Below are 18,670 nucleotides of genomic sequence, written 5' to 3' on the forward strand. Positions count from 1 at the left end.
TCAAAAATCTTATTGATGATCATTAAAGTTACGGAGGGTATATGCTTGGAATTTGGTGCTTGGAATTTATTTCCTAACCCAATACTTCCTTTACTTTCTCTACCACTTTTTGTGGATCTATGCTTCTCATCACCTCTTCATATCCCTGCGGAATATCTTTTCCATAGATCGAAGTTGGAATAGCGGGATACTTCTGAAGATCGGGCAGCAGAAAGTTTGCATCCGGCTGCCTGAAAGGCGCGAAACCGGTATAAGGATGGGTCAAGCCCCAAAGGCTGATCACAGGAAGACCGTAGTTCGCGGCTAAATGTCCGTTACCACTGTCCATGGAAAGCATGGCATCAAGATTGGATATGAGGGCGAGTTCTTCTTCAAAATCCAGTTTCCCCGCCACAGAAATAACATTGGGGAAATCTTTTTCCCAGGCCGCAAGTTTGCCTGTCTCCTCCTTTCCTCCTCCAAACAAAAATATCTTCAGATTTTGCTCTTTTTGGAGCTCCTGTAGCACCTTTTTCATAAGATCTTCAGGATAGGCCTTGGAAGCATGTTGCGCAAAAGGTGCAATTCCCAGCCATTTTTCAGTTCCGCTTCCGGTAACTTGTCTCACTTTTTCCGGAAGCTTTTGCTTCGGAAGCAATTCTACTCTCTCAAGATTTATTGGATAGCCCAGCTTCTCAAACACTTCGGCATACCGTTGATGGGTCGGCTTTAGCTGAACAAATATTTTATTTTCTTTCCGGGTGAGTGCTTTTTTTTCTTTCCGGCCTTTATCCAGTTGCTTTACAGGAAGACCCTTCAGCTTAAAAAATACCCTCAGAACATTTGATCTCAGAACATTGTGAAGATCAGCTACCGCGTCAATTTTGAGGTCAAGCAATTCAGAAGAAAGTTTCTTTAATCCGCTAACTCCCTTGTGCCTTCCGTTTACTTCAGCTTCAAAAACGCTGACATTCCGCAGTTCTTTAAACATTGGTGCAAAGAAGCTACGGGTAAGCAGAGTAATTTTTACATCTGGATATTTTTCGGTAAAAGCTTTAAGGACCGGTACCATCATAGCCACATCTCCCATTGCCGAAAGACGGATGACTAAAATATGTTCCGGTCTCTTCATCCCAAAAAAGCTATTTTTTTGAACCTCTTAAAACAGGATTCAGCTCATCATCGTTATACATCTTCATTTGCCTGTACACCTTCATGTACTTATCTCCGTTTGCAATATCTTCCAGCAACTGGTTTATAGCGGTGGAAAGATCGACACGTTGTTCGAGCAGCACATCAAGTTTCGCCTGACATTTGATCATATGCTCCTGCCCGGCCTCTACACGGTTTGCTTCTTCGTTCATGTGATAGATCTTGAGAGCGAGAATAGAGAGACGGTCAATTGCCCAGGCGGGACTTTCGGAATTTATAGTCGCATCCGGCTTTGGTTCTACATCCTTGAACTTGTCGAGAAAATAACTGTCAATATATTCCACCATGTCTGTACGGTCCTGGTTGGAGGCATCAATTTGCCGCTTAAGCTTAAGCGCAGCAACGGGGTCAATTTTAGGATCACGTATAATGTCTTCATAATGCCATTGAACGGTATCTATCCAGCATTTCCTATATAACAGGTGCTCGATAAGTTGTTCCTTATCATCATATGGATTATGGAACTCCTGTCCCACAGTATTTATCTCGTGGTATTTTTCTATTACTTCCTGGAAGATGTGATTGGCTTTATCTGAAAACATATGCTTTACTTTTATGGGATAAAATGAAACCCCGATTACTTTTTGGCAAAGGTACCGGATTTTTAGCTTTTTAAAGAATTCCGCTTACCTAAAACAGGGACAAAAGCAGCACTGGCAGCAGGACAACGAGTACAAGAAGGGTTTCCTTAAACCATTTGTCTTCCATATTCTGAAAGTAATTGGTCACAATAATTGCCAGGGGAGCAAAGAAAAAAAGCAATTCACTTCCGTTCTTGTTTGGTGCCAAAACTCCGACTGTTATTGCTACTCCTGCACATAACAAGATAAGGAATAATGAAGCTTTGGCATTTGCACTTGCTTTTTGAATGATCAACATATAAAAAAAGGATGACCAGAGCGTGAGTGCAAAAAGAAAAGCAACAGGAATAAGCAGGGCAGACTGCCTGTAATTCTCAAAGTTAAAATTACTCTGCTGATACCAATCTGAGAAAGTATAAAAAGTATCTGTGATGAGCAGGTCGACACTTGTGACTATGGACAAAAGTGAGAGTAGGGAAACCAGGGGGACAAGCCAATTCTTGAACCTGTGACCCACATGCACCAGTACTCCAAAATAGACCACAAACAGGAAAAGTATACTCCAAAAATAGAACAGGGAAGCCACCCCTACCCAAAAAGTAGCATCAAATATTTTCTTTACTATATCTTTTTGGGATTTTAAAGAAAGAATACGACGTAAGGCAAGCAAAATAAACAGATTGGCAAGGATAACATCATTATTTTGAAGCGCTGCAGAAAACATGCAAAGAAAACCCGCAAACAAGATACTCTTATAAGCATTCCTGCCGGTAAGCTCATTCCTGCCCGAAATAAAATTCAAAATAAACACGCTTAAAATAAGCACAAGCAGTATTCCAACTTCCTGTAAGATACCCCAGAAAGAAGAGGATAGGAAGACATTAAAATTAGCAGCAATGTAAAATAAGACGATGAAAACGGCCACAATAATGAAGTTAATAGGCCGGGAATTGCTAAAAAAGCTTGTTAGCATTAGGGTTTTTTATATTTTTGCGAAGTTAAATATAATTACTATGAGGGATTTTTTCGAAGGGATACAGACGATTTTTGAAGATTATCTGTTCGCACCATTCAATGAACTGGCCAATATGGAACTCAACAACTGGTGGCTTGCGAACCTTGTTAACTGGATCTTTATCATCATTGCCTTTGCTGCTTTTATTTACTGGATGAAGCAATTAAAGAAAGTCAACGACCGTAACGAAGAAAAACGCGAAACCTCTGCTCACTCTTTCCTGAACTAGAGGTCAAAGCCGATATCTCTTCTATAATACATCTTATCAAAGTGAAGTTTTTCTGCATTTTGGTAAGATTTTTTTATGGCCTCTCTGAAATCCTTTCCGAAAGAGGTAATAGCCAATACTCTTCCGCCATTTGTGACAACAGTACCATTTTCTTCGGAAGTTCCCGCATGAAAAACGATAGAATCCTGCACCTCTTCCAAACCTGAAATTTCTTTGCCTTTTTCATAAGCTTCGGGATATCCGCCTGAAACCAGCATTAAAGTTGCAGCAGCCTCTGCAGTTACCTCCAGATTCACCTCATCGAGGTTTCCGTCAGAAACTTTCTGAAATACCTCAACCAGATCTGATTTAATTCTTGGCAGCACCACCTCTGTCTCGGGATCACCCATTCTTACATTGTATTCTATGACATAAGGCTCCTCTCCTACTTTGATAAGACCTATAAAAACAAAACCTTTATAATCTATCTCTTCGGCTTCAAGTCCCTGGATGGTAGGCTTTACAATTCTCTCCTCCACTTTTTTCATGAATGCCTCATCTGCAAAAGGAACCGGGGAAATTGCTCCCATTCCGCCGGTATTCAGCCCTGTGTCTCCCTCACCAATACGCTTGTAATCTTTGGCTGTAGGCAGGATCTTATAATTTTTTCCGTCGGTAAGCACAAAAACACTTAGTTCAATGCCGTCAAGAAATTCTTCAATTACTACAGTATTCCCGGCTTCCCCAAATTTATTCTGGGTGAGCATATTCTCCAGCTCTGCCTGCGCTTCTTCCAGGGAGTGGATGATAAGAACTCCTTTGCCGGCAGCCAGCCCGTCAGCTTTAAGCACATAAGGAGGTTGGAGAGTGGTAAGAAATTCTTTTCCGGCTTCCAGGCTTTCGGCTTTAAAGCTTTCATAAGCAGCTGTAGGAATCTTGTATAGCGCCATAAATTCCTTGGCTCTTTCCTTACTCCCTTCCAGCAATGCACCACGTCTTGAAGGTCCTATAATTGCCAGCTTCTTTAACTCCTCATCCTGCCGGAAGAAATCCACTATTCCCTGCACCAGTGGATCTTCAGGTCCCACAACTACCATTTCAATTCTCTCTCTGAGCACAAGCTCCTTAACTGCGTCGAAATTGGTGACACTAAGTGCAACATTTGTTGCTATTTTTGCTGTACCGGCATTACCCGGAGCAACAAATAATTTGTCGCATTGAGCGCTTTGAGAGATCTGATGTGCAAAGGTATGTTCGCGGCCGCCCGCGCCAAGGATAAGAATATTCATAGTTAGTGTTTTCTTTCTTGCCTCAAAAATAATTGTTTGTAAATTGAAGCACCAACTAATTGACATAAAAAACATATTTATTTGACTCTTGAACTGGTTTAGCCTCTCATTACAACTTAACCGTTTCCCCATTAAAAAGGCCAAAAATGTCCTGGAGGAGATAAAAGCTATTCCCGAAAAGGAATATGCAGCCTATGTAGAGAAAAAGAAGCAGGAAATAGTCGAATATCATTTAAAAAACACCCCATTCTACCGCGATTTTTTTGGAAGTGATCAATACACCGGCTGGGACTCGGTACCCGTAATGCAAAAATCTGATCTGCAAATACCTCTGGAACAGCGTTTCAGCAAAGGATATCACTCCAAGAACAGCTATGTCGGGAAAACTTCGGGGTCTAGCGGACATCCCTTTATTTTTGCCAAAGACCGTTTTTGTCATGCTCTTTCATGGGCCGAGTTTAATGATCGTTATCGCTGGTATGGTATTGACCTTGATCGTTCTGTGCAGGCAAGGTTTTACGGAATCCCTCTCGATCGCTTTGGGTATTTTAAGGAACGAATCAAAGACAGGTTTGGCTTTAGGTACAGATTTCCCATTTTTGACCTCAGCGAAAGCAAAATGGAAGAATTTCTTGAGGATTTTGAGAAGAAAGATTTTGATTATATTAATGGATATACGAGCTCTATCGTCCTCTTTGCAAAATTTCTGAAAAAGAAAGGGATAGTTCTTAAGGAAATTTGTCCTCACCTACGCCTTTGTATAGTGACCAGCGAAATGTTCTTTGAAGAAGATAAGTTGTTGCTGGAAGAAACCTTTGGGGTGCCGGTAGTCAATGAATATGGAGCAAGTGAACTGGGGCTTCTGGCTTTTCAAGATCCCAAAGGAGAATGGGTTCTTAACAGTGAGACCATGTTTGTGGAAGTTCTTGATGAGGCGGGGAAGACAGTATCCCCGGGACAGGAAGGAAGAATTGTAGTCACCTCGCTTTACAACCGCGCAAATCCATTCATAAGATATGACATAGGCGATACGGGTTCACTTACAGAAAACTGCAGTCCCAAAAAACCGGTTTTAAAGCGCCTTCTAGGAAGAACTAATGATGTCGCTGTGTTACCCAGTGGAAAAGTGGTGCCAGGACTTACCTTTTATTATGTAACGAAAAGCATAATTGAAAACGACGGACTAATTAAAGAATTCATTGTTCAGCAAACAGAACCCGGAGCTTTCAGGATAGTTTATGTTTCTGAAACAGAACTTAATCCTGACAAAAAACAGAAAATAAAAGATGCTATGGCTGTCTACCTGGAAAAGGGGTTGAAAGTAAAATTTGAGCACAAGAAATTCCTTAACCGAAGCAAACGAGGCAAACTGAAGCAATTCGAATCACTTATTTAAGCTAAGCTTCTGTCGTCGTTTCACTCCAAGTTGCTCCCATAAAAATAAGAGCATCCAAAAAAGGCTTTTTAGAGAGTTATAACCCAACACTTTTCTGTAGACCTGGTAATTATATTTAAGCATTTCCACTTTATTCCCCGAGATGGAATTCCGTCGCTCCCGGTAAATGGCCAGTGGCTCCTGAATCGCCCTTGCACCACCTGCTTTTTCAACTGCCAGCAACCATAAACCCCAGTCCTGTCTTTTTCTTATTAATGGACAATAGATCTTTCCAAGTTTGGAAGCATTATAAATTCCGGTGAGATTCCCTATATAATTCGCTTTTCTCAGCTTAGTAAAAGAAAGTGTTTCAAGAGCCCTTATCTGCTTATTCAAGCTCTTTCCCTCTTCATTCATTAGCTCATAACTACTGTAGCAAACATCCACCTGTTCCCCTTGCATCAATTGGAGCTGTTCCTCAAGCTTATTAGGCTTCCACAAGTCATCTGCATCCAGGAAACTGATGAACTCTCCTGTAGCGGCTTTGATCCCGATGTTTCTCGCGAAACCTGCTCCCTGATTAGCCGGAAGTCCGTGTAGCCTTATCCGTTTATCCTCTGCCATTATCGCCTCTACCACTTTCGAAGTACCATCAATTGAAGCATCATCAATTACCAGCAATTCCCAATGAGGATAGGTTTGCTGCTGTACAGAACTAATGCTTTCAGCAATAAAAGCTGCCGAATTATATGCCGGCATTATTACAGATACCAAAGGTTGTTGCTTCATAGAGGTATTATAAAAAATCCTTTAGAAGGATCAAAACCTTAAGACTAATAATCTGCTTTTCTTATATGTTGTGAGAAATCCTTGTGTTCACTTCTGTAAAGCTCTTCTTCACTAAGACTTTTAAAGTAATCATAGGTCTTCTTCATCCCTTCGCTCCTGGATACGTTTGGTTCCCAGCCTAACAACTCCCTGGCACGGGTAATATCCGGCTGCCGTTGCATGGGGTCATCTGCAGGCAAAGGTTTATAGACGATCTGTTGATCTGTTCCTGTAAGCTTTATGATCTCTTCTGCGAAATCCTTTATAGTGATCTCATGTGGATTACCAATATTAACAGGATAAGCATAATCACTTAATAATAACCTGTATATCCCTTCAACCTGATCATCGACATAACAGAAGGACCTGGTTTGAGATCCGTCTCCAAATACTGTAAGATCCTCACCTCTCAATGCCTGTCCAATAAAAGCCGGAATAACCCGTCCGTCATTAAGCCGCATCCGTGGTCCATAGGTATTAAAGATCCTTACAATTCGAGTTTCGAGACCATGAAAACGATGGTAAGCCATGGTTATGGATTCCTGAAAACGTTTTGCTTCATCATAAACTCCACGGGGGCCAATGGTATTTACGTTGCCGTAATAATCTTCGTTCTGAGGGTGCACTAAAGGATCTCCATAGACTTCAGAGGTGGAAGCGATAAGTATGCGTGCTTTTTTCACCATGGCAAGTCCCAGTAAATTATGGGTTCCCAAAGAACCGACTTTTAAAGTCTGAATAGGGATCTTGAGGTAATCGATAGGACTTGCGGGAGAAGCAAAATGCAGGATATAATCAAGATTTCCCGGTACGTGCACAAAGGTAGTAACATCATGATGATAGAATTCAAAATTTTCGAGCTTAAACAGATGTTCAATATTGCCTTTATCTCCTGTAATGAGGTTGTCCATTCCAATCACGTGATACCCCTCATTAATAAATTTATCGCAGAGATGTGAACCGAGAAAACCGGCAGCTCCTGTAATTAAAATTCTTTTCTTCATTGGTAGGTTTTGTACCCGAAAGTAATAAAATAAAGATTGCCAGCCGTTCCTCATGAAACGTGCTGCTGCTGTTTCCACTGCTTTTAAGAATATTTTAACCCAATTTAAGCAAAACAGAAACTATGCTTTGACTTCAATATGACTAAATTGAACTGGAATACAGAAAATCAGAACTCTATGAGAAATTTGTTACGTCACATATATGTCAACGTGAGTCCTGCAGAAAGAGGAGCATCTTTACTGGCCGGGGCTTATTTTCTTTATGACGCTTTGGCAAAGGAGAAGAAAAGTAGTCTGGAAGCTATACTTGCCGGTTACCTGCTATACCGGGGAGCATCAGGCAATTGTTTTCTTTACAATGCTATTGGAAAAACAAAACCCGACAACCGCAGCCGCAACGTAAATATTCAACTTAAGATGTTGGTAAATAAGCCAAGGGAAGAAGTCTATACTTTTTGGCGTAACCTGGAAAACCTGCCGTTGTTCATGGAGCATCTTGAAAGCGTGGAAAGTCTTAACGACAGCATTTCTGTTTGGGAAGCAAGTCTTCCGGGTCATGTAGGAACGATAAGATGGAAAAGCGAAATAGTAAAAGAGCGGCCCAATGAATTGCTCGGCTGGCAATCATTACCCGGATCTTCGCTGGAAAACGCAGGAAAGGTCGAATTTAAAGATGTACCAGGAGGAACAGAGCTACATGTGGTCATCTCTTATCATGCTCCCGGAGGAATTCCCGGAGAAAGTGCTGCACGGCTCCTCAACCCTATGTTTGAGGATATAGTAGAAGAGGATGTGAGAAATTTTAAATGGTTTATTGAAAGGGGATATAACCTCTAAAAAAGCTGCTTAAGGCTTTCCTTCCAGTGAAGGATAGGAATACCAAATGCAGACTCAGCTTTTTCTTGGCTCAGCACGCTGTAAGCTGGTCTTGTTGCCAGGGTTTGGAAGTCATTATTGATATTTAATTCAGTTTCTGAATTCATTAACCTGAGGATCTCTTTTGCAAAATCATACCAGCTTGCTTCTCCTATGTTGCTGTAGTGGTAAATACCGAATTTAATCTTTTTTGTGCTGATAATCTTCAGGATAAATGCAGCCAGATCATAAGCGTTCGTCGGGGTACCCGTTTGTGTGGTAGTAATGTTAAGAGGTTCTCCCGCTTCAGCTTTTGATTTAATGGTGTTGAAAAAGTTCTTTCCGATATCTGAATACAACCAGGAAGTCCTGAAGATGAGATAGCGTTCTGTAGCCTGCTGTATATATTCCTCTCCCAATAACTTTGAAGCCCCATAAACATTTATTGGGTCTGTAGTATCTTCCTCGGTGTAAGGTGTAATCTTTTCTCCGTTAAACACATAATCTGTTGAGATGTGGACCAGGACACAACCGGTATCTTCACAGTCTTTTGCCAGATTCCTAACGCTTTCGGCATTGGTAAGATAAGCCATTTCCTGCTCCTTCTCTGCCTGTTCCACGTTGGTATAGGCAGCACAATTGATACAGAAATCAAATTTTTCCCGCCGTAGATAGGCTCCTACTACTGCAAATTGTGACAGGTCCAGGTCTTCTGAAGTTGTGAATGTAATATCAAGATCAGGATAATTCCGGGCAACTTTTTTAAAGCATTTACCCAACTGTCCTCCGGCTCCTGTAATTAAGATCTTCATAGATTCAGTGCTTCAAAAGTGGGAAGATTGGCATCTTTTTCTGAAAGAATGAGTTCCTCTTCAGGAAACTCCCAATCTATATTCAGAACCGGATCTTTATAGTAAACTCCGGCATCAGATTCCTTGTGGAAATACTGATCACATTTATATGCAAAAACCGATCTTTCTGAAAGCGTGAGAAAGCCGTGAGCAAATCCCGCGGGCACAAAGAGCTGATGGTGATTTTCATCGCTTAGAACAGCTTTAAATGACTTTTTAAAGGTGGGGGAATCAGGTCTTAAGTCTACCACTACGTCCAGAACCTTTCCCATTACTGTTCTTACCAGCTTTGCCTGGGCAAATTTTCCCTTCTGAAAATGCAGTCCTCTTAGAACTCCTTTGGTTGAAGTTGATTGATTATCCTGAACAAAACTGATTTTAAGCCCCGTCACTTCTTCAAATCTCCGCTGACTGAAACTTTCAATAAAAGTACCACGGTGATCTTTGAAGACCGAAGGCTTTAGTAAAAAACAATCTTTTAAAGGAGTTGATTCTAGTTCCAGCATTTTATTTGAGTTGTAAAAGATATTCCCCATAACCGCTTTTAAGCAGGGGTTGAGCCAGCTCATGCAGCTCCTCTTTTGTTATATAGCCCATGTTAAAGGCAGTTTCTTCTATAGCACCTATTTTAAGTCCCTGACGCTCTTCGATCACCTGCACAAATTGTGAGGCTTTCATAAGGGAATCAAAGGTCCCTGTGTCCAGCCAGGCAGTCCCTTTGTCCAGGATACTAACCTGCAGTTTCCTTTTTTCGAGGTAAACATTATTCACATCGGTGATCTCCAGTTCCTGTCGTGCTGATGGTTTTACATGCTTCGCAATGTGGACCACCTCATTGTCGTAAAAATAAATTCCGGGAACAGCAAAATTTGATTTTGGTGCCATTGGCTTCTCCTCGATGGAAATTACTTTTCCAGAGTTGTCAAAATCAACAACTCCATATCTTTGAGGGTCATGTACGTGATAGGCGAAGATCATTCCCCCGTCGGGGTTATTATTCTTTTGGAGCAAAAGATCTAATCCGGAACCGTAAAAAATATTATCTCCAAGTATAAGTGCTACATTATCCTCACCTATAAAATCGGCTCCAATGATAAAAGCCTCGGCCAGTCCTCTTGGTTCAGCCTGTACTGCAAATTCGAAACGACAACCATAGCGGCTTCCATCACCCAGCAATTCCTTAAACAAAGGCAGGTCTTTAGGTGTGGAAATAATAAGGATCTCTCTTATCCCGGCCATCATAAGAGTGGAGAGGGGATAATAGATCATGGGTTTGTCATACACCGGCATCAACTGCTTGCTCACCGCCAGCGTTAATGGGTGCAGCCTGGTACCCGATCCTCCTGCCAGGATTATTCCTTTCATGCTTTATACTTTTTCAGGTACCATTGTACCGTCTTCTCTATACCCGATTCAAAATTCTCGTCGGCTTTCCAGCCCAGCTCATTTTCCAGCTTGGTAGCGTCAATAGCGTATCTCTGGTCATGCCCCGGACGGTCTTTCACAAAAGTGATAAGCTCGGTATAGCTCTTTCCATCTTTGCGAGGTTCTAATCTATCTAAAATTTGAGAAATTTTTTGAGCAATGTAAATGTTTTCCCGCTCATTGCGTCCGCCAATATTGTAAGTTTCTCCAAATCTTCCATTATTAAGCACCAACTTTATTCCTTTACAATGATCTGAAACAAATAGCCAATCCCGCACGTTTTTGCCATCCCCGTAAATAGGAATGGGTTGTTTTTTCAAGGCAGTGCGGATTATTGTAGGAATAAGCTTTTCGTCGTGCTGATTAGGACCATAGTTGTTAGAGCAGTTAGTGGTTAAGACAGGTAATCCATACGTATGAAAATAGCTTCGCACAAGGAAATCTGAAGCCGCTTTTGATGCAGAATAAGGACTGTTTGGCGCGTATGGAGTTTCTTCGGTGAATAAACCTTCAGCCCCCAAAGTACCATAGACCTCATCTGTGGAAACATGAAGGAATTTTGCATTACTGAATTCATCTTTCAGCTCAAAGGGCCCGTTCATCCACAGCGAGTAAGCATTCTGCAGTAAATTGAAGGTGCCGTTGACATTTGTTTCTACAAAAGCCTCAGGATTTTTAATGGAATTATCTACGTGAGATTCGGCTGCAAAGTTGATGACCTCTGTAAATTGATATTTTTCAAATAGCTCTCTTACCAAACCTTTATCTCTAATATCCCCCTTAACAAAAGTATAATTATCAAGGCCGTTCACATGTAGGTTCTCAAGATTTCCTGCATATGTTAGCAGGTCGAGATTAACAATGTGAGTATTTTGTTCCTCTATGTACAGGTTGATATAGTTTGACCCGATAAAACCCGCACCTCCTGTCACGAGTATAAACTTCTTATCCTTCATTTACAGTTGCTTTTGATTTTTTCTCTTTTCCCGTTTCCTCTTTTTTTGAAACTTCAAAAATTTGTTCCAGGATCTTTTCTGTTATTAAGTAAGTGGGTTTTACACCCGTAGTACCCAATCCACCCGATGCCAAAGTGCTTCCGGTTTCCAGCGGATTATCTGAAGCGTAGTATGCATAACGCACCTTCACGTCTTCACTGATATTCCCTCGTAACCTGGAAGCTGCCTGTATGGCTTTTTGGTAATGAGCACCTTCCATTTCAAGACCTACAACATTCCAGGTTGATTCATGGAAGAATTTCAATATATCCTTGTTTTGCAGGGAAGTTCCCAAAACCGTTACCATCGAACCGTCACTAACCTGAATACCCTGACCGTCAAGATCGGCTTTGGAAAGTTCATTTTTAAACGGGTAATTATCTGCCGTTCCTTCAAACAAATGGGCTGTTGGGATCATGATATCGCCTTTCCCTCCAACCAGGATTCCGGCTTTTCCCATAATGGAAATTGAAGCAACATTGAGATGAATATTACCCTGCTCACTTTGATAAGGCTTCAGCATTTCATCCATGGTCTCATATGCCTGTTCTCCAAATGCATAATCCATCACCATGATCACCGGTTTTTCCTCAACTTTAATCTTGTTGCTCAATTTGAACAATGGATTTACATCCTTCATTTTGGCAGAATCAAATATCTGGACGTCAATATTGGCTCCACTGGTATCTTCAATAAAGACCATTCCCTCGTTAAGAGCACTTTTCATTATTTTGGTTCGAAGATTTCCGTTAGCGTTATTGCTTAGATCCTCATAAACTCCAAACAGAGATTTTTTCTTAAGCTCCGGTTTAAGCGCTTCCGAAGCATAAAGAATATTCATTACGCTGTGCATGTTAGCACTAATTATGTGCAAAGGGCGGTTCATGAGATTGTTCTCCAAAAGTACCTTCTTGATTTTGTTCGCCCATATCTCACCGTGAATGTGATGACCCAGGCGCTCCCTTAATACAGGACTAAAAGTTACAATTCTCTTGTTGTTATTGACAACTTCATCTATTGCCAGTTTACCCAGATAATAAATTATGTGCAGAAACCGCTCCTGATTCTTTCCAATAGCGAAAAGAGGATAAATGGTGGTGACTTCCCTGAACGTGCGTCCCAATATGTTGGCAGTATGTGTAAGAGCTACTTCCCGCTCTGCCTGTGTAAGAGGCTCCTGCTGGAGTACGGCTCTTTCAAGCTTTTCCCAATCTCTTGAAACTTCCCCTTCCTCATCTATTAGAATCCGCCTCATAATCTTGTGAGATTCAATGAAAAGGAAAGTAAGGTGAGTTAAAATATCATAGATCTCAGAGCGGCCGCGGGTGATCTCAATATTCATTTGCTCCTCATCAATGCGGTAACAATTTCTTCTTCTTTTTGGAGGCACAATAGGTTTAAAATGAGAATTGCCATAACCCTCATCACTCGTAAGATTTATAAAGCGGCATTCTTCTATTCCCAATGGCAGCCTGTCCATAACGTAGAGAAGACCGTTGAGTTCCACTTTTTCTTCGGCGACAGATCCATATATCTCCGGGCGAAGTATCAAAAGAGCTTCCCGAAGCGTCTCTCCCGAAACTCCCATAGGTTTGTAAAATCCGCGATTAAAAAGGTGACGCATTGTAATGTACATGCGTTCTATTGCATTAGAGCTCTCTTGTGCACGAGTGCGTCCCTGTAACTTTAAATTACTCATATATTATTTCTCAATTATAATTTTTTCTAATGCTTCTGCGATCTTCCGGTCGTTTGATAGCCTTGGTAGTTTGTTTTGCCCTCCTAATTTTCCTATTGATTTCATATACTCCTGAAAACCGTTTGCGGGCACTTTTGTTATTTTTAATTGCTGAAGGATCTTACCCTCAATCAAATCCAGATAATAAGAATTTTGCTGCTGAAGGGATTTGTCTAAAGCTGAAGCAAAAGTACTTAAATCTTCAGGCTCTTCCTCGAATTCTATAAACCATTCATGGAAAGGCAGCTGTTCTCCCTGGGGTGTAATTTGAGGAGCCACCGTAAATTCTGAAATCTGAATGCCGGTTCCGGCGGTTGCCTCCTGCATTGCCTGCTCCACTTCCTTCGCGATAACATGTTCTCCAAAAGCCGAAATAAAGTGTTTGATCCTCCCGGAGACTATTACACGGTAAGGTTTAAGAGAAGTGAATTGAATAGTATCCCCAATATTATACGCCCAAAGGCCCGCAGAAGTAGAAATGATCATTACATAATTCACTCCCAATTCCACATCCCCAATGGTAAGGCGCTTAGGATTCTCACTGTAGAATTCCTCTGCCTTTATAAATTCATAGAAGATCCCCGAATCCAGCAAGAGCAACATTCCCTTTTCATTTTGCTTATCCTGAAAGGCAAAAAATCCTTCGGACGCAGGGAATAGTTCAATGCTGTCCACCCTTCTGCCAATCAGGCTTTCAAATTTTGCCCTGTAAGGTTCAAAATTTACTCCGCCGTAGATGAAGAGATTAAAATTAGGAAAGATCTCTCCCACTTTTTTCCCTGTCCTTACCTGTAATCTTTCAAAGTACATTTGGACCCAGGAGGGAATCCCGCTTATGACGGTCATATCTTCCTTCACTGTCTCATCAACAACGGCTTCTACCTTTGTCTCCCAGTCTTCAATAGTATTTGTATCCCAGGACGGCATCCTGTTACGCTGCAGGTAACCCGGCACGTAATGAGCTGCAATTCCCGACAGCCTGCCCAGCTTGATCCCGTTCTTCTCATCAAGCTCAGGACTGCCTTGTAAAAAGATCATTTTTCCGTCAACAAAATCTGCATTTCCCGTATCATTGATGTAGCACAAAATTGCGTTGCGGGCAGCATCAATATGTGTAGGCATGGATTCCTTTGTTAGCGGAATATACTTAGCACCACTTGTAGTACCTGAAGTTTTCGCAAAGTAGATAGGCTTTCCAGGCCACAAAACATCCTTTTCGCCCGCTACTACCTTTTCTACATAAGGTTTTAGTTCTTCATAATCCCGTACCGGCACGCGGGCCGCATATTCTCTATACCCTGAGATATTTTCGAAACCATGATCTCTTCCAAACTCAGTTTTTGCTGCTTTCTTTAGTAGATGCTCAAAAACTTTTTTCTGGGTTTCCACAGGTTTGGAAGCCCAGGAATTGATCTGGCGCTGAATATAGGCTGCGAAAATTTTGGCTGCAAATGACTTTACTGACATAATAATTATTCAAAATCAATGAAATCTGTGGGGTTAACCGGCTGCCCTTCACTCCACAATTCAAAATGCAGATGAGGCCCGGTAGAGTACTCTCCGGTCGAACCGGCTGTGGCAATAACTTCGCCTCTCAGAACCCTTTCTCCCTGCTCTTTTGTGAGGGAGGAATTGTGTTTGTAAATGGAAATAAGTCCATAACTGTGCTCTATAATAATAACATTGCCCGTCTCTGCCGTCCAGGCAGCAAAGATCACAGTGCCGTCTGCCACAGATTTTACCGGAGCATTATGGGAAGCTACTATGTCCACACCAAAATGTTTAGCCTTGATATTATAGCCTTCAGAAAAAGGACCTTTTAAAGGAGGAAAAAGTGCGTAATTCGCTCTGGAGGTAGCAGTTTCCAAAAAGTTATATTTATCCTCCTGTACCACCATTTCCCGTAGTAGGGTATCTTCCCGGGAAGGATTTAGATTAACTTCATCGGGATTTAGTCTATTGGCTTCCATGAGAGAATCTCTGTTAAATTGAGCAGGTTTGACATCTCCCGATAAAACTCTTTTTATAGAATTAAGATATTGATTGTTAAGCTCAACGACAGTCTGAAGGGAATCCGTTTGATAAGCCAGATTTAGTGCTCTCTGCTGAAGTTCTGTTGAAGAGTACCCGGGGATATATTCTCTTAATCCGGTAAATGCGATTAAAACAGTAGTGCCGGCAATTAAAAGTATTGCCGAAAGCGTAACCACCACAAACACGTTGAGCCTTGTAAGTCTAAAAGATAATTTTTCCTCAAAAGTGTCTTCATTTAAAATGACCAACCTGTATTTGTGAAGGAGTTTCTGAGCAAAATTTCTTTTATGTTCTGTGTTTTCTGTCATTTTTAAATCCTTGGGCAAAGATATGATAAAGATATTTTAAACTGCTTTTATCTCTTTGGAAACAGATCAATTAAAGTTTTATTATTAACTTTGCTGCATTAAATTGATTATTATGAGTGCAGTACTTTTACCATTACAGATTGGAGCACCACAAATCATCTTAATTGTGATCGTTGTGTTGTTGTTGTTCGGAGGAAGAAAGATCCCTGAACTTATGAGAGGATTGGGTAGCGGAATCAAAGAATTTAAGGACGCTTCCAAAGATGATGCTCCTTCGGCCAAGACAGAAGAAGATAAAAAGAGATTATAATATTTAATCTTTAAAATAGAATTTTTTAAAACCCAACTTGCGTTGGGTTTTTTTGTGCTCCTTATTTTATTTTTGCCGATTTAAGTATGGCTTCTAACTCGAGCATATTCTCACGCTTACGGGCCGACGGAGCAAAAGCAAAACCTTCAAGCACTACGATCCTTTCATTTTCTTCATCAATAACTGCATAATTAAGAAAGGGACCTGCCATAAAGGCTCCCTTAACTTCCCATGTTCCTTTTGTTTCATAGGCAAATTTCCCGTCAATCTGTGATTCGAACAGGTAAGGAGCATAGGCTGCTTCCGTGATCATGTAAGTACCCTCTGTTGGACCCGGGATATGGGTTTGACCTATAGAATCACGCATTTCAATGATGTTCCCAATAATATTTGTATCCTTTAAAATAGTGTTCATTGGTACCTCATATACAAGGATCTCCATACTGCCATGAGGTATGTCTTTCCTGATCCAATAAAAATCATCTGTTTCCTTTGCATATCGGTAAGCAGTCGGAAATTTTAGGCTCACTCCCAGATTCTTTTCAAGAGGTTCTGTGTCTTTAAGAGATTTTCTAATGCGACGCTGTTGCTCTTTAATTTCTGTCTCTTTAAATGAACTTATGATCTTCTGGGCATTCTGCTCCAGTAAATTAATAACTTCTTCACTGTTTTCTCCGGTAATTAGAACTCCTTTTTGCGGGCGGGCATATGCATTTTCAGCCATTTTAATTCCTGCTTCCTTACCTGTTTGTACCTGAAGAAAAAGCCTGTTCTTTCTTGCAAATCCCTGATATGCCTCGGGTGGCATCTGGCTTATAGAGAACAACGGCTCTTCCTGGGGGAGGCCGTCTACAGGGGCTGCAAGATGTTTCCTAACAGCTTCCCCTACTTCCCCATTCCATAAATCATTCGGCATTACAACGGTTAGATCGTTGATCTTTCCCGAAGAACTGGTAAGAATAACTGCATCCTTTTTGCCGTCTTCACAGCCGGTTAAAACGAAAAGTAAAGAGAATAAAGCTAGAATTTGTTTCATAATAGGTGGTTTTGTCGGAGGTTATCCGTCAGAGAGTTTAAGTTTCATACCAGGTTTTAACCGGTTACTTCTCATGTTGTTGAGGTTCTTAATTTGTTGTACTGTAACCCCGGGGAATTTTTTCGAAATACTCCACAGGGAATCTCCGTGTTTTACAGTGTATATTTTTGGAGAAGCAGTACCGGAAGCTGTAGAAGTATTGTTCTGCGGATAAATAATAAGACGCTGACCTATCCTAAGGTTATTACTTCTAAGACTGTTCCATTGTTTTATCTGGCTTACCCCTACTCCATATCTCTCCGCTATTTTCCCCAGATAATCTCCGCTTCTTACACGGTACCGTATGGGAGCTCCAGATTCCACGAGTTGTGGCAAGGTTTCCTCTTTCTTCTGCTCCAGGGCTTCTGCATAACCGTAAATAGCCTGTTCATTATTAACAAAGAGTCCGGTTTTATTCCGCGGAAGTCTCAGGCTATAACTTTTGCCCTCAATAAAAGGAATAACATCAAGTTTGTAGCTTGGATTCAGGAATTGCAACATCTCTTTTTCCACTCCCGTGACTTCCGTGATCTGTTCAAAAGTCAGCATCTTTTTAGTATGAATCGTGTCGGTTTCAAAGTACGTTGCTCTGGGGTTTGGAGGTTGGAATCCATGTTCTTCGGCGTATTCAAAGATATAGAGGGTGGCCAGGAAAGCCGGCACATATCCTGCTGTTTCACGTGGAAGATAAGGTCGAAGGTTCCAGTAACTGGTTGAACCTCCGCTACGCCTAATGGCCTTGGAAACATTCCCGGGTCCTGAATTATAGGAAGCCAGGACAAGATCCCAGTCTTCAAAAACCCTGTACAGGGTAGAGAGATACTGCGCTGCAGCCTCTGTCGCCAGTACAGGGTCCATTCTTTCGTCAACATAAGAACTCACATCCAAACCGTGCATCTTACCCGTGGCAAACATGAACTGCCATAAACCGGTAGCACCTACACGAGAACGTGCCCGTGGATTTAAGGCCGATTCCACTATCGCGAGATATTTGATCTCTAAAGGAATATTATAAATATCCAGCTTCTGCTCAAAAAGAGGAAAATAATAGGTGCTAAGCGCCATTAGACGCTCCATTCCCTTTTTGTTGCGTTTTAAATAGGATTTAATAACATTCTCGAGCAGCGGATTGTACTCCACATTAAAGGGAGTCTTAGCATTCAGCTTCTCAAGCCGCATCTTCAGAGTGTCTGTAGGCAGCTCATTAAAAACTACTTCATTATACTCCTGGTTTAAAAGAGAGTCTTTAAGACTGAGGTATAAACTGGATTCAAATAGTTCTTTTTGCCAAAGAGAATCGATCATTGCAGCACCGGGGTCATCCAAAAGTGCAAAAACAAGAGAATCTTTGATTATCTTATGAACAGGAACGTTATTGGCAAGGTCTACGTCATTACTGTTAAGCAACAGGAAAAAATCCTGTTCAGGAAGCCTTATGGTATCGCCGGTTTCTCCCTTCTCCTGTCCCTCTACATTCTTAGCTTCGGTTTTTACATCCTGGGCAACTGCAAACATGGACATGAGCAGCATCAAAAAGGGCAAATATTTTTTCATCATAAAGTCATTTCTCTGCGATCAGTAAGATTAA

General features: G+C 41.3%; 19 protein-coding genes. 4 read left to right on the top strand and 15 right to left on the bottom strand.

All coding sequences use genetic code 11. The features are described from left to right. Positions 1-73: 73 nt before the first annotated feature. The 3 genes from G564_RS0102980 to G564_RS0102990 all read right to left on the bottom strand — a co-directional run bounded on the left by G564_RS0102980 (position 74) and on the right by G564_RS0102990 (position 2,745). Positions 74-1,111: a glycosyltransferase family 9 protein gene (locus G564_RS0102980; RefSeq protein ID WP_029036352.1), complete on the bottom strand. Its 1,038-nt coding sequence runs from the start codon at positions 1,109-1,111 to the stop codon at positions 74-76. A 10-nt stretch (positions 1,112-1,121) separates the two neighbouring features. Further along, positions 1,122-1,733: a DUF4254 domain-containing protein gene (locus G564_RS0102985; protein WP_029036353.1), complete on the bottom strand. Its 612-nt coding sequence runs from the start codon at positions 1,731-1,733 to the stop codon at positions 1,122-1,124. Positions 1,734-1,821: 88 nt separating this feature from the next. Next, complete coding sequence (locus tag G564_RS0102990) at positions 1,822-2,745, bottom strand: DUF6427 family protein (protein ID WP_029036354.1); 924 nt, start codon at positions 2,743-2,745, stop codon at positions 1,822-1,824. 40 nt (positions 2,746-2,785) lie between these two features. Between G564_RS0102990 and G564_RS0102995 the strand changes: the two genes are divergently transcribed. Further along, on the top strand, positions 2,786-3,016 hold the full coding sequence (locus tag G564_RS0102995) for a DUF6341 family protein (RefSeq protein WP_029036355.1): 231 nt from the start codon (positions 2,786-2,788) through the stop codon (positions 3,014-3,016). Here G564_RS0102995 and purD read toward each other — a convergent pair. Continuing rightward, positions 3,013-4,284 (bottom strand): phosphoribosylamine--glycine ligase, encoded by a 1,272-nt coding sequence (gene purD / locus G564_RS0103000; protein WP_029036356.1) that lies wholly within the window; start codon positions 4,282-4,284, stop codon positions 3,013-3,015. The genes G564_RS0102995 and purD overlap by 4 nt on opposite strands. Before the next feature lie 88 nt (positions 4,285-4,372). On the opposite strand from purD, the gene G564_RS0103005 reads away from it, so the two are divergent. After that, positions 4,373-5,680 (top strand): phenylacetate--CoA ligase family protein, encoded by a 1,308-nt coding sequence (locus G564_RS0103005; protein WP_029036357.1) that lies wholly within the window; start codon positions 4,373-4,375, stop codon positions 5,678-5,680. On the opposite strand, the gene G564_RS0103010 is transcribed toward G564_RS0103005, so the two are convergent. Together G564_RS0103010 and G564_RS0103015 are read right to left on the bottom strand one after the other, a co-directional pair. Next, entirely contained in the window at positions 5,669-6,448 is a 780-nt protein-coding gene (locus G564_RS0103010; RefSeq protein WP_029036358.1) for a glycosyltransferase family 2 protein, read from the bottom strand. The two genes, G564_RS0103005 and G564_RS0103010, sit on opposite strands and share 12 nt — an antisense overlap. 44 nt (positions 6,449-6,492) lie before the next feature. Then, positions 6,493-7,491, bottom strand: a complete 999-nt coding sequence (locus tag G564_RS0103015) for a UDP-glucuronic acid decarboxylase family protein (protein WP_029036359.1) — start codon at positions 7,489-7,491, stop codon at positions 6,493-6,495. A gap of 177 nt (positions 7,492-7,668) precedes the next feature. Between G564_RS0103015 and G564_RS0103020 the strand changes: the two genes are divergently transcribed. After that, positions 7,669-8,328: an SRPBCC family protein gene (locus G564_RS0103020; RefSeq protein WP_029036360.1), complete on the top strand. Its 660-nt coding sequence runs from the start codon at positions 7,669-7,671 to the stop codon at positions 8,326-8,328. Here G564_RS0103020 and rfbD read toward each other — a convergent pair. From rfbD to G564_RS0103055, 7 genes are read right to left on the bottom strand one after another with little or no spacing between them, the layout of a single operon-like run. Then, positions 8,325-9,158, bottom strand: a complete 834-nt coding sequence (gene rfbD / locus G564_RS0103025) for a dTDP-4-dehydrorhamnose reductase (RefSeq protein WP_029036361.1) — start codon at positions 9,156-9,158, stop codon at positions 8,325-8,327. The genes G564_RS0103020 and rfbD overlap by 4 nt on opposite strands. Next, on the bottom strand, positions 9,155-9,700 hold the full coding sequence (gene rfbC / locus G564_RS0103030; protein WP_029036362.1) for a dTDP-4-dehydrorhamnose 3,5-epimerase: 546 nt from the start codon (positions 9,698-9,700) through the stop codon (positions 9,155-9,157). The genes rfbD and rfbC overlap by 4 nt, the downstream gene beginning before the upstream one ends. A 4-nt stretch (positions 9,701-9,704) precedes the next feature. Continuing rightward, positions 9,705-10,562, bottom strand: a complete 858-nt coding sequence (rfbA, locus tag G564_RS0103035) for a glucose-1-phosphate thymidylyltransferase RfbA (protein ID WP_029036363.1) — start codon at positions 10,560-10,562, stop codon at positions 9,705-9,707. Further along, entirely contained in the window at positions 10,559-11,578 is a 1,020-nt protein-coding gene (gene rfbB, locus G564_RS0103040; protein ID WP_029036364.1) for a dTDP-glucose 4,6-dehydratase, read from the bottom strand. The genes rfbA and rfbB overlap by 4 nt, the downstream gene beginning before the upstream one ends. Further along, positions 11,568-13,316: a DUF6909 family protein gene (locus G564_RS18430; RefSeq protein WP_051205273.1), complete on the bottom strand. Its 1,749-nt coding sequence runs from the start codon at positions 13,314-13,316 to the stop codon at positions 11,568-11,570. The genes rfbB and G564_RS18430 overlap by 11 nt, the downstream gene beginning before the upstream one ends. Positions 13,317-13,319: 3 nt before the next feature. Further along, positions 13,320-14,822, bottom strand: coding sequence for a GH3 auxin-responsive promoter family protein (locus G564_RS0103050; RefSeq protein ID WP_037373380.1), 1,503 nt, complete (start codon positions 14,820-14,822; stop codon positions 13,320-13,322). 5 nt (positions 14,823-14,827) lie between these two features. Beyond that, positions 14,828-15,697 (bottom strand): M23 family metallopeptidase, encoded by an 870-nt coding sequence (locus tag G564_RS0103055; protein ID WP_029036366.1) that lies wholly within the window; start codon positions 15,695-15,697, stop codon positions 14,828-14,830. Positions 15,698-15,809: 112 nt separating this feature from the next. Between G564_RS0103055 and tatA the strand changes: the two genes are divergently transcribed. Beyond that, a complete protein-coding gene (gene tatA, locus G564_RS0103060) occupies positions 15,810-16,007 on the top strand; it encodes a twin-arginine translocase TatA/TatE family subunit (protein ID WP_037373381.1) in 198 nt (65 codons plus the stop codon). A 61-nt stretch (positions 16,008-16,068) separates the two neighbouring features. Here the strand turns inward: tatA and G564_RS0103065 are convergent, their stop codons facing one another. Continuing rightward, positions 16,069-17,043: a DUF4837 family protein gene (locus G564_RS0103065; RefSeq protein ID WP_029036368.1), complete on the bottom strand. Its 975-nt coding sequence runs from the start codon at positions 17,041-17,043 to the stop codon at positions 16,069-16,071. A gap of 21 nt (positions 17,044-17,064) precedes the next feature. Further along, positions 17,065-18,636: a lytic transglycosylase domain-containing protein gene (locus tag G564_RS0103070; protein WP_029036369.1), complete on the bottom strand. Its 1,572-nt coding sequence runs from the start codon at positions 18,634-18,636 to the stop codon at positions 17,065-17,067. Positions 18,637-18,670: the final 34 nt, after the last annotated feature.

Origin of the sequence: Salinimicrobium xinjiangense DSM 19287 (genome assembly GCF_000423585.1) — a bacterium.
Taxonomy (GTDB): Bacteria; Bacteroidota; Bacteroidia; order Flavobacteriales; family Flavobacteriaceae; genus Salinimicrobium; species Salinimicrobium xinjiangense.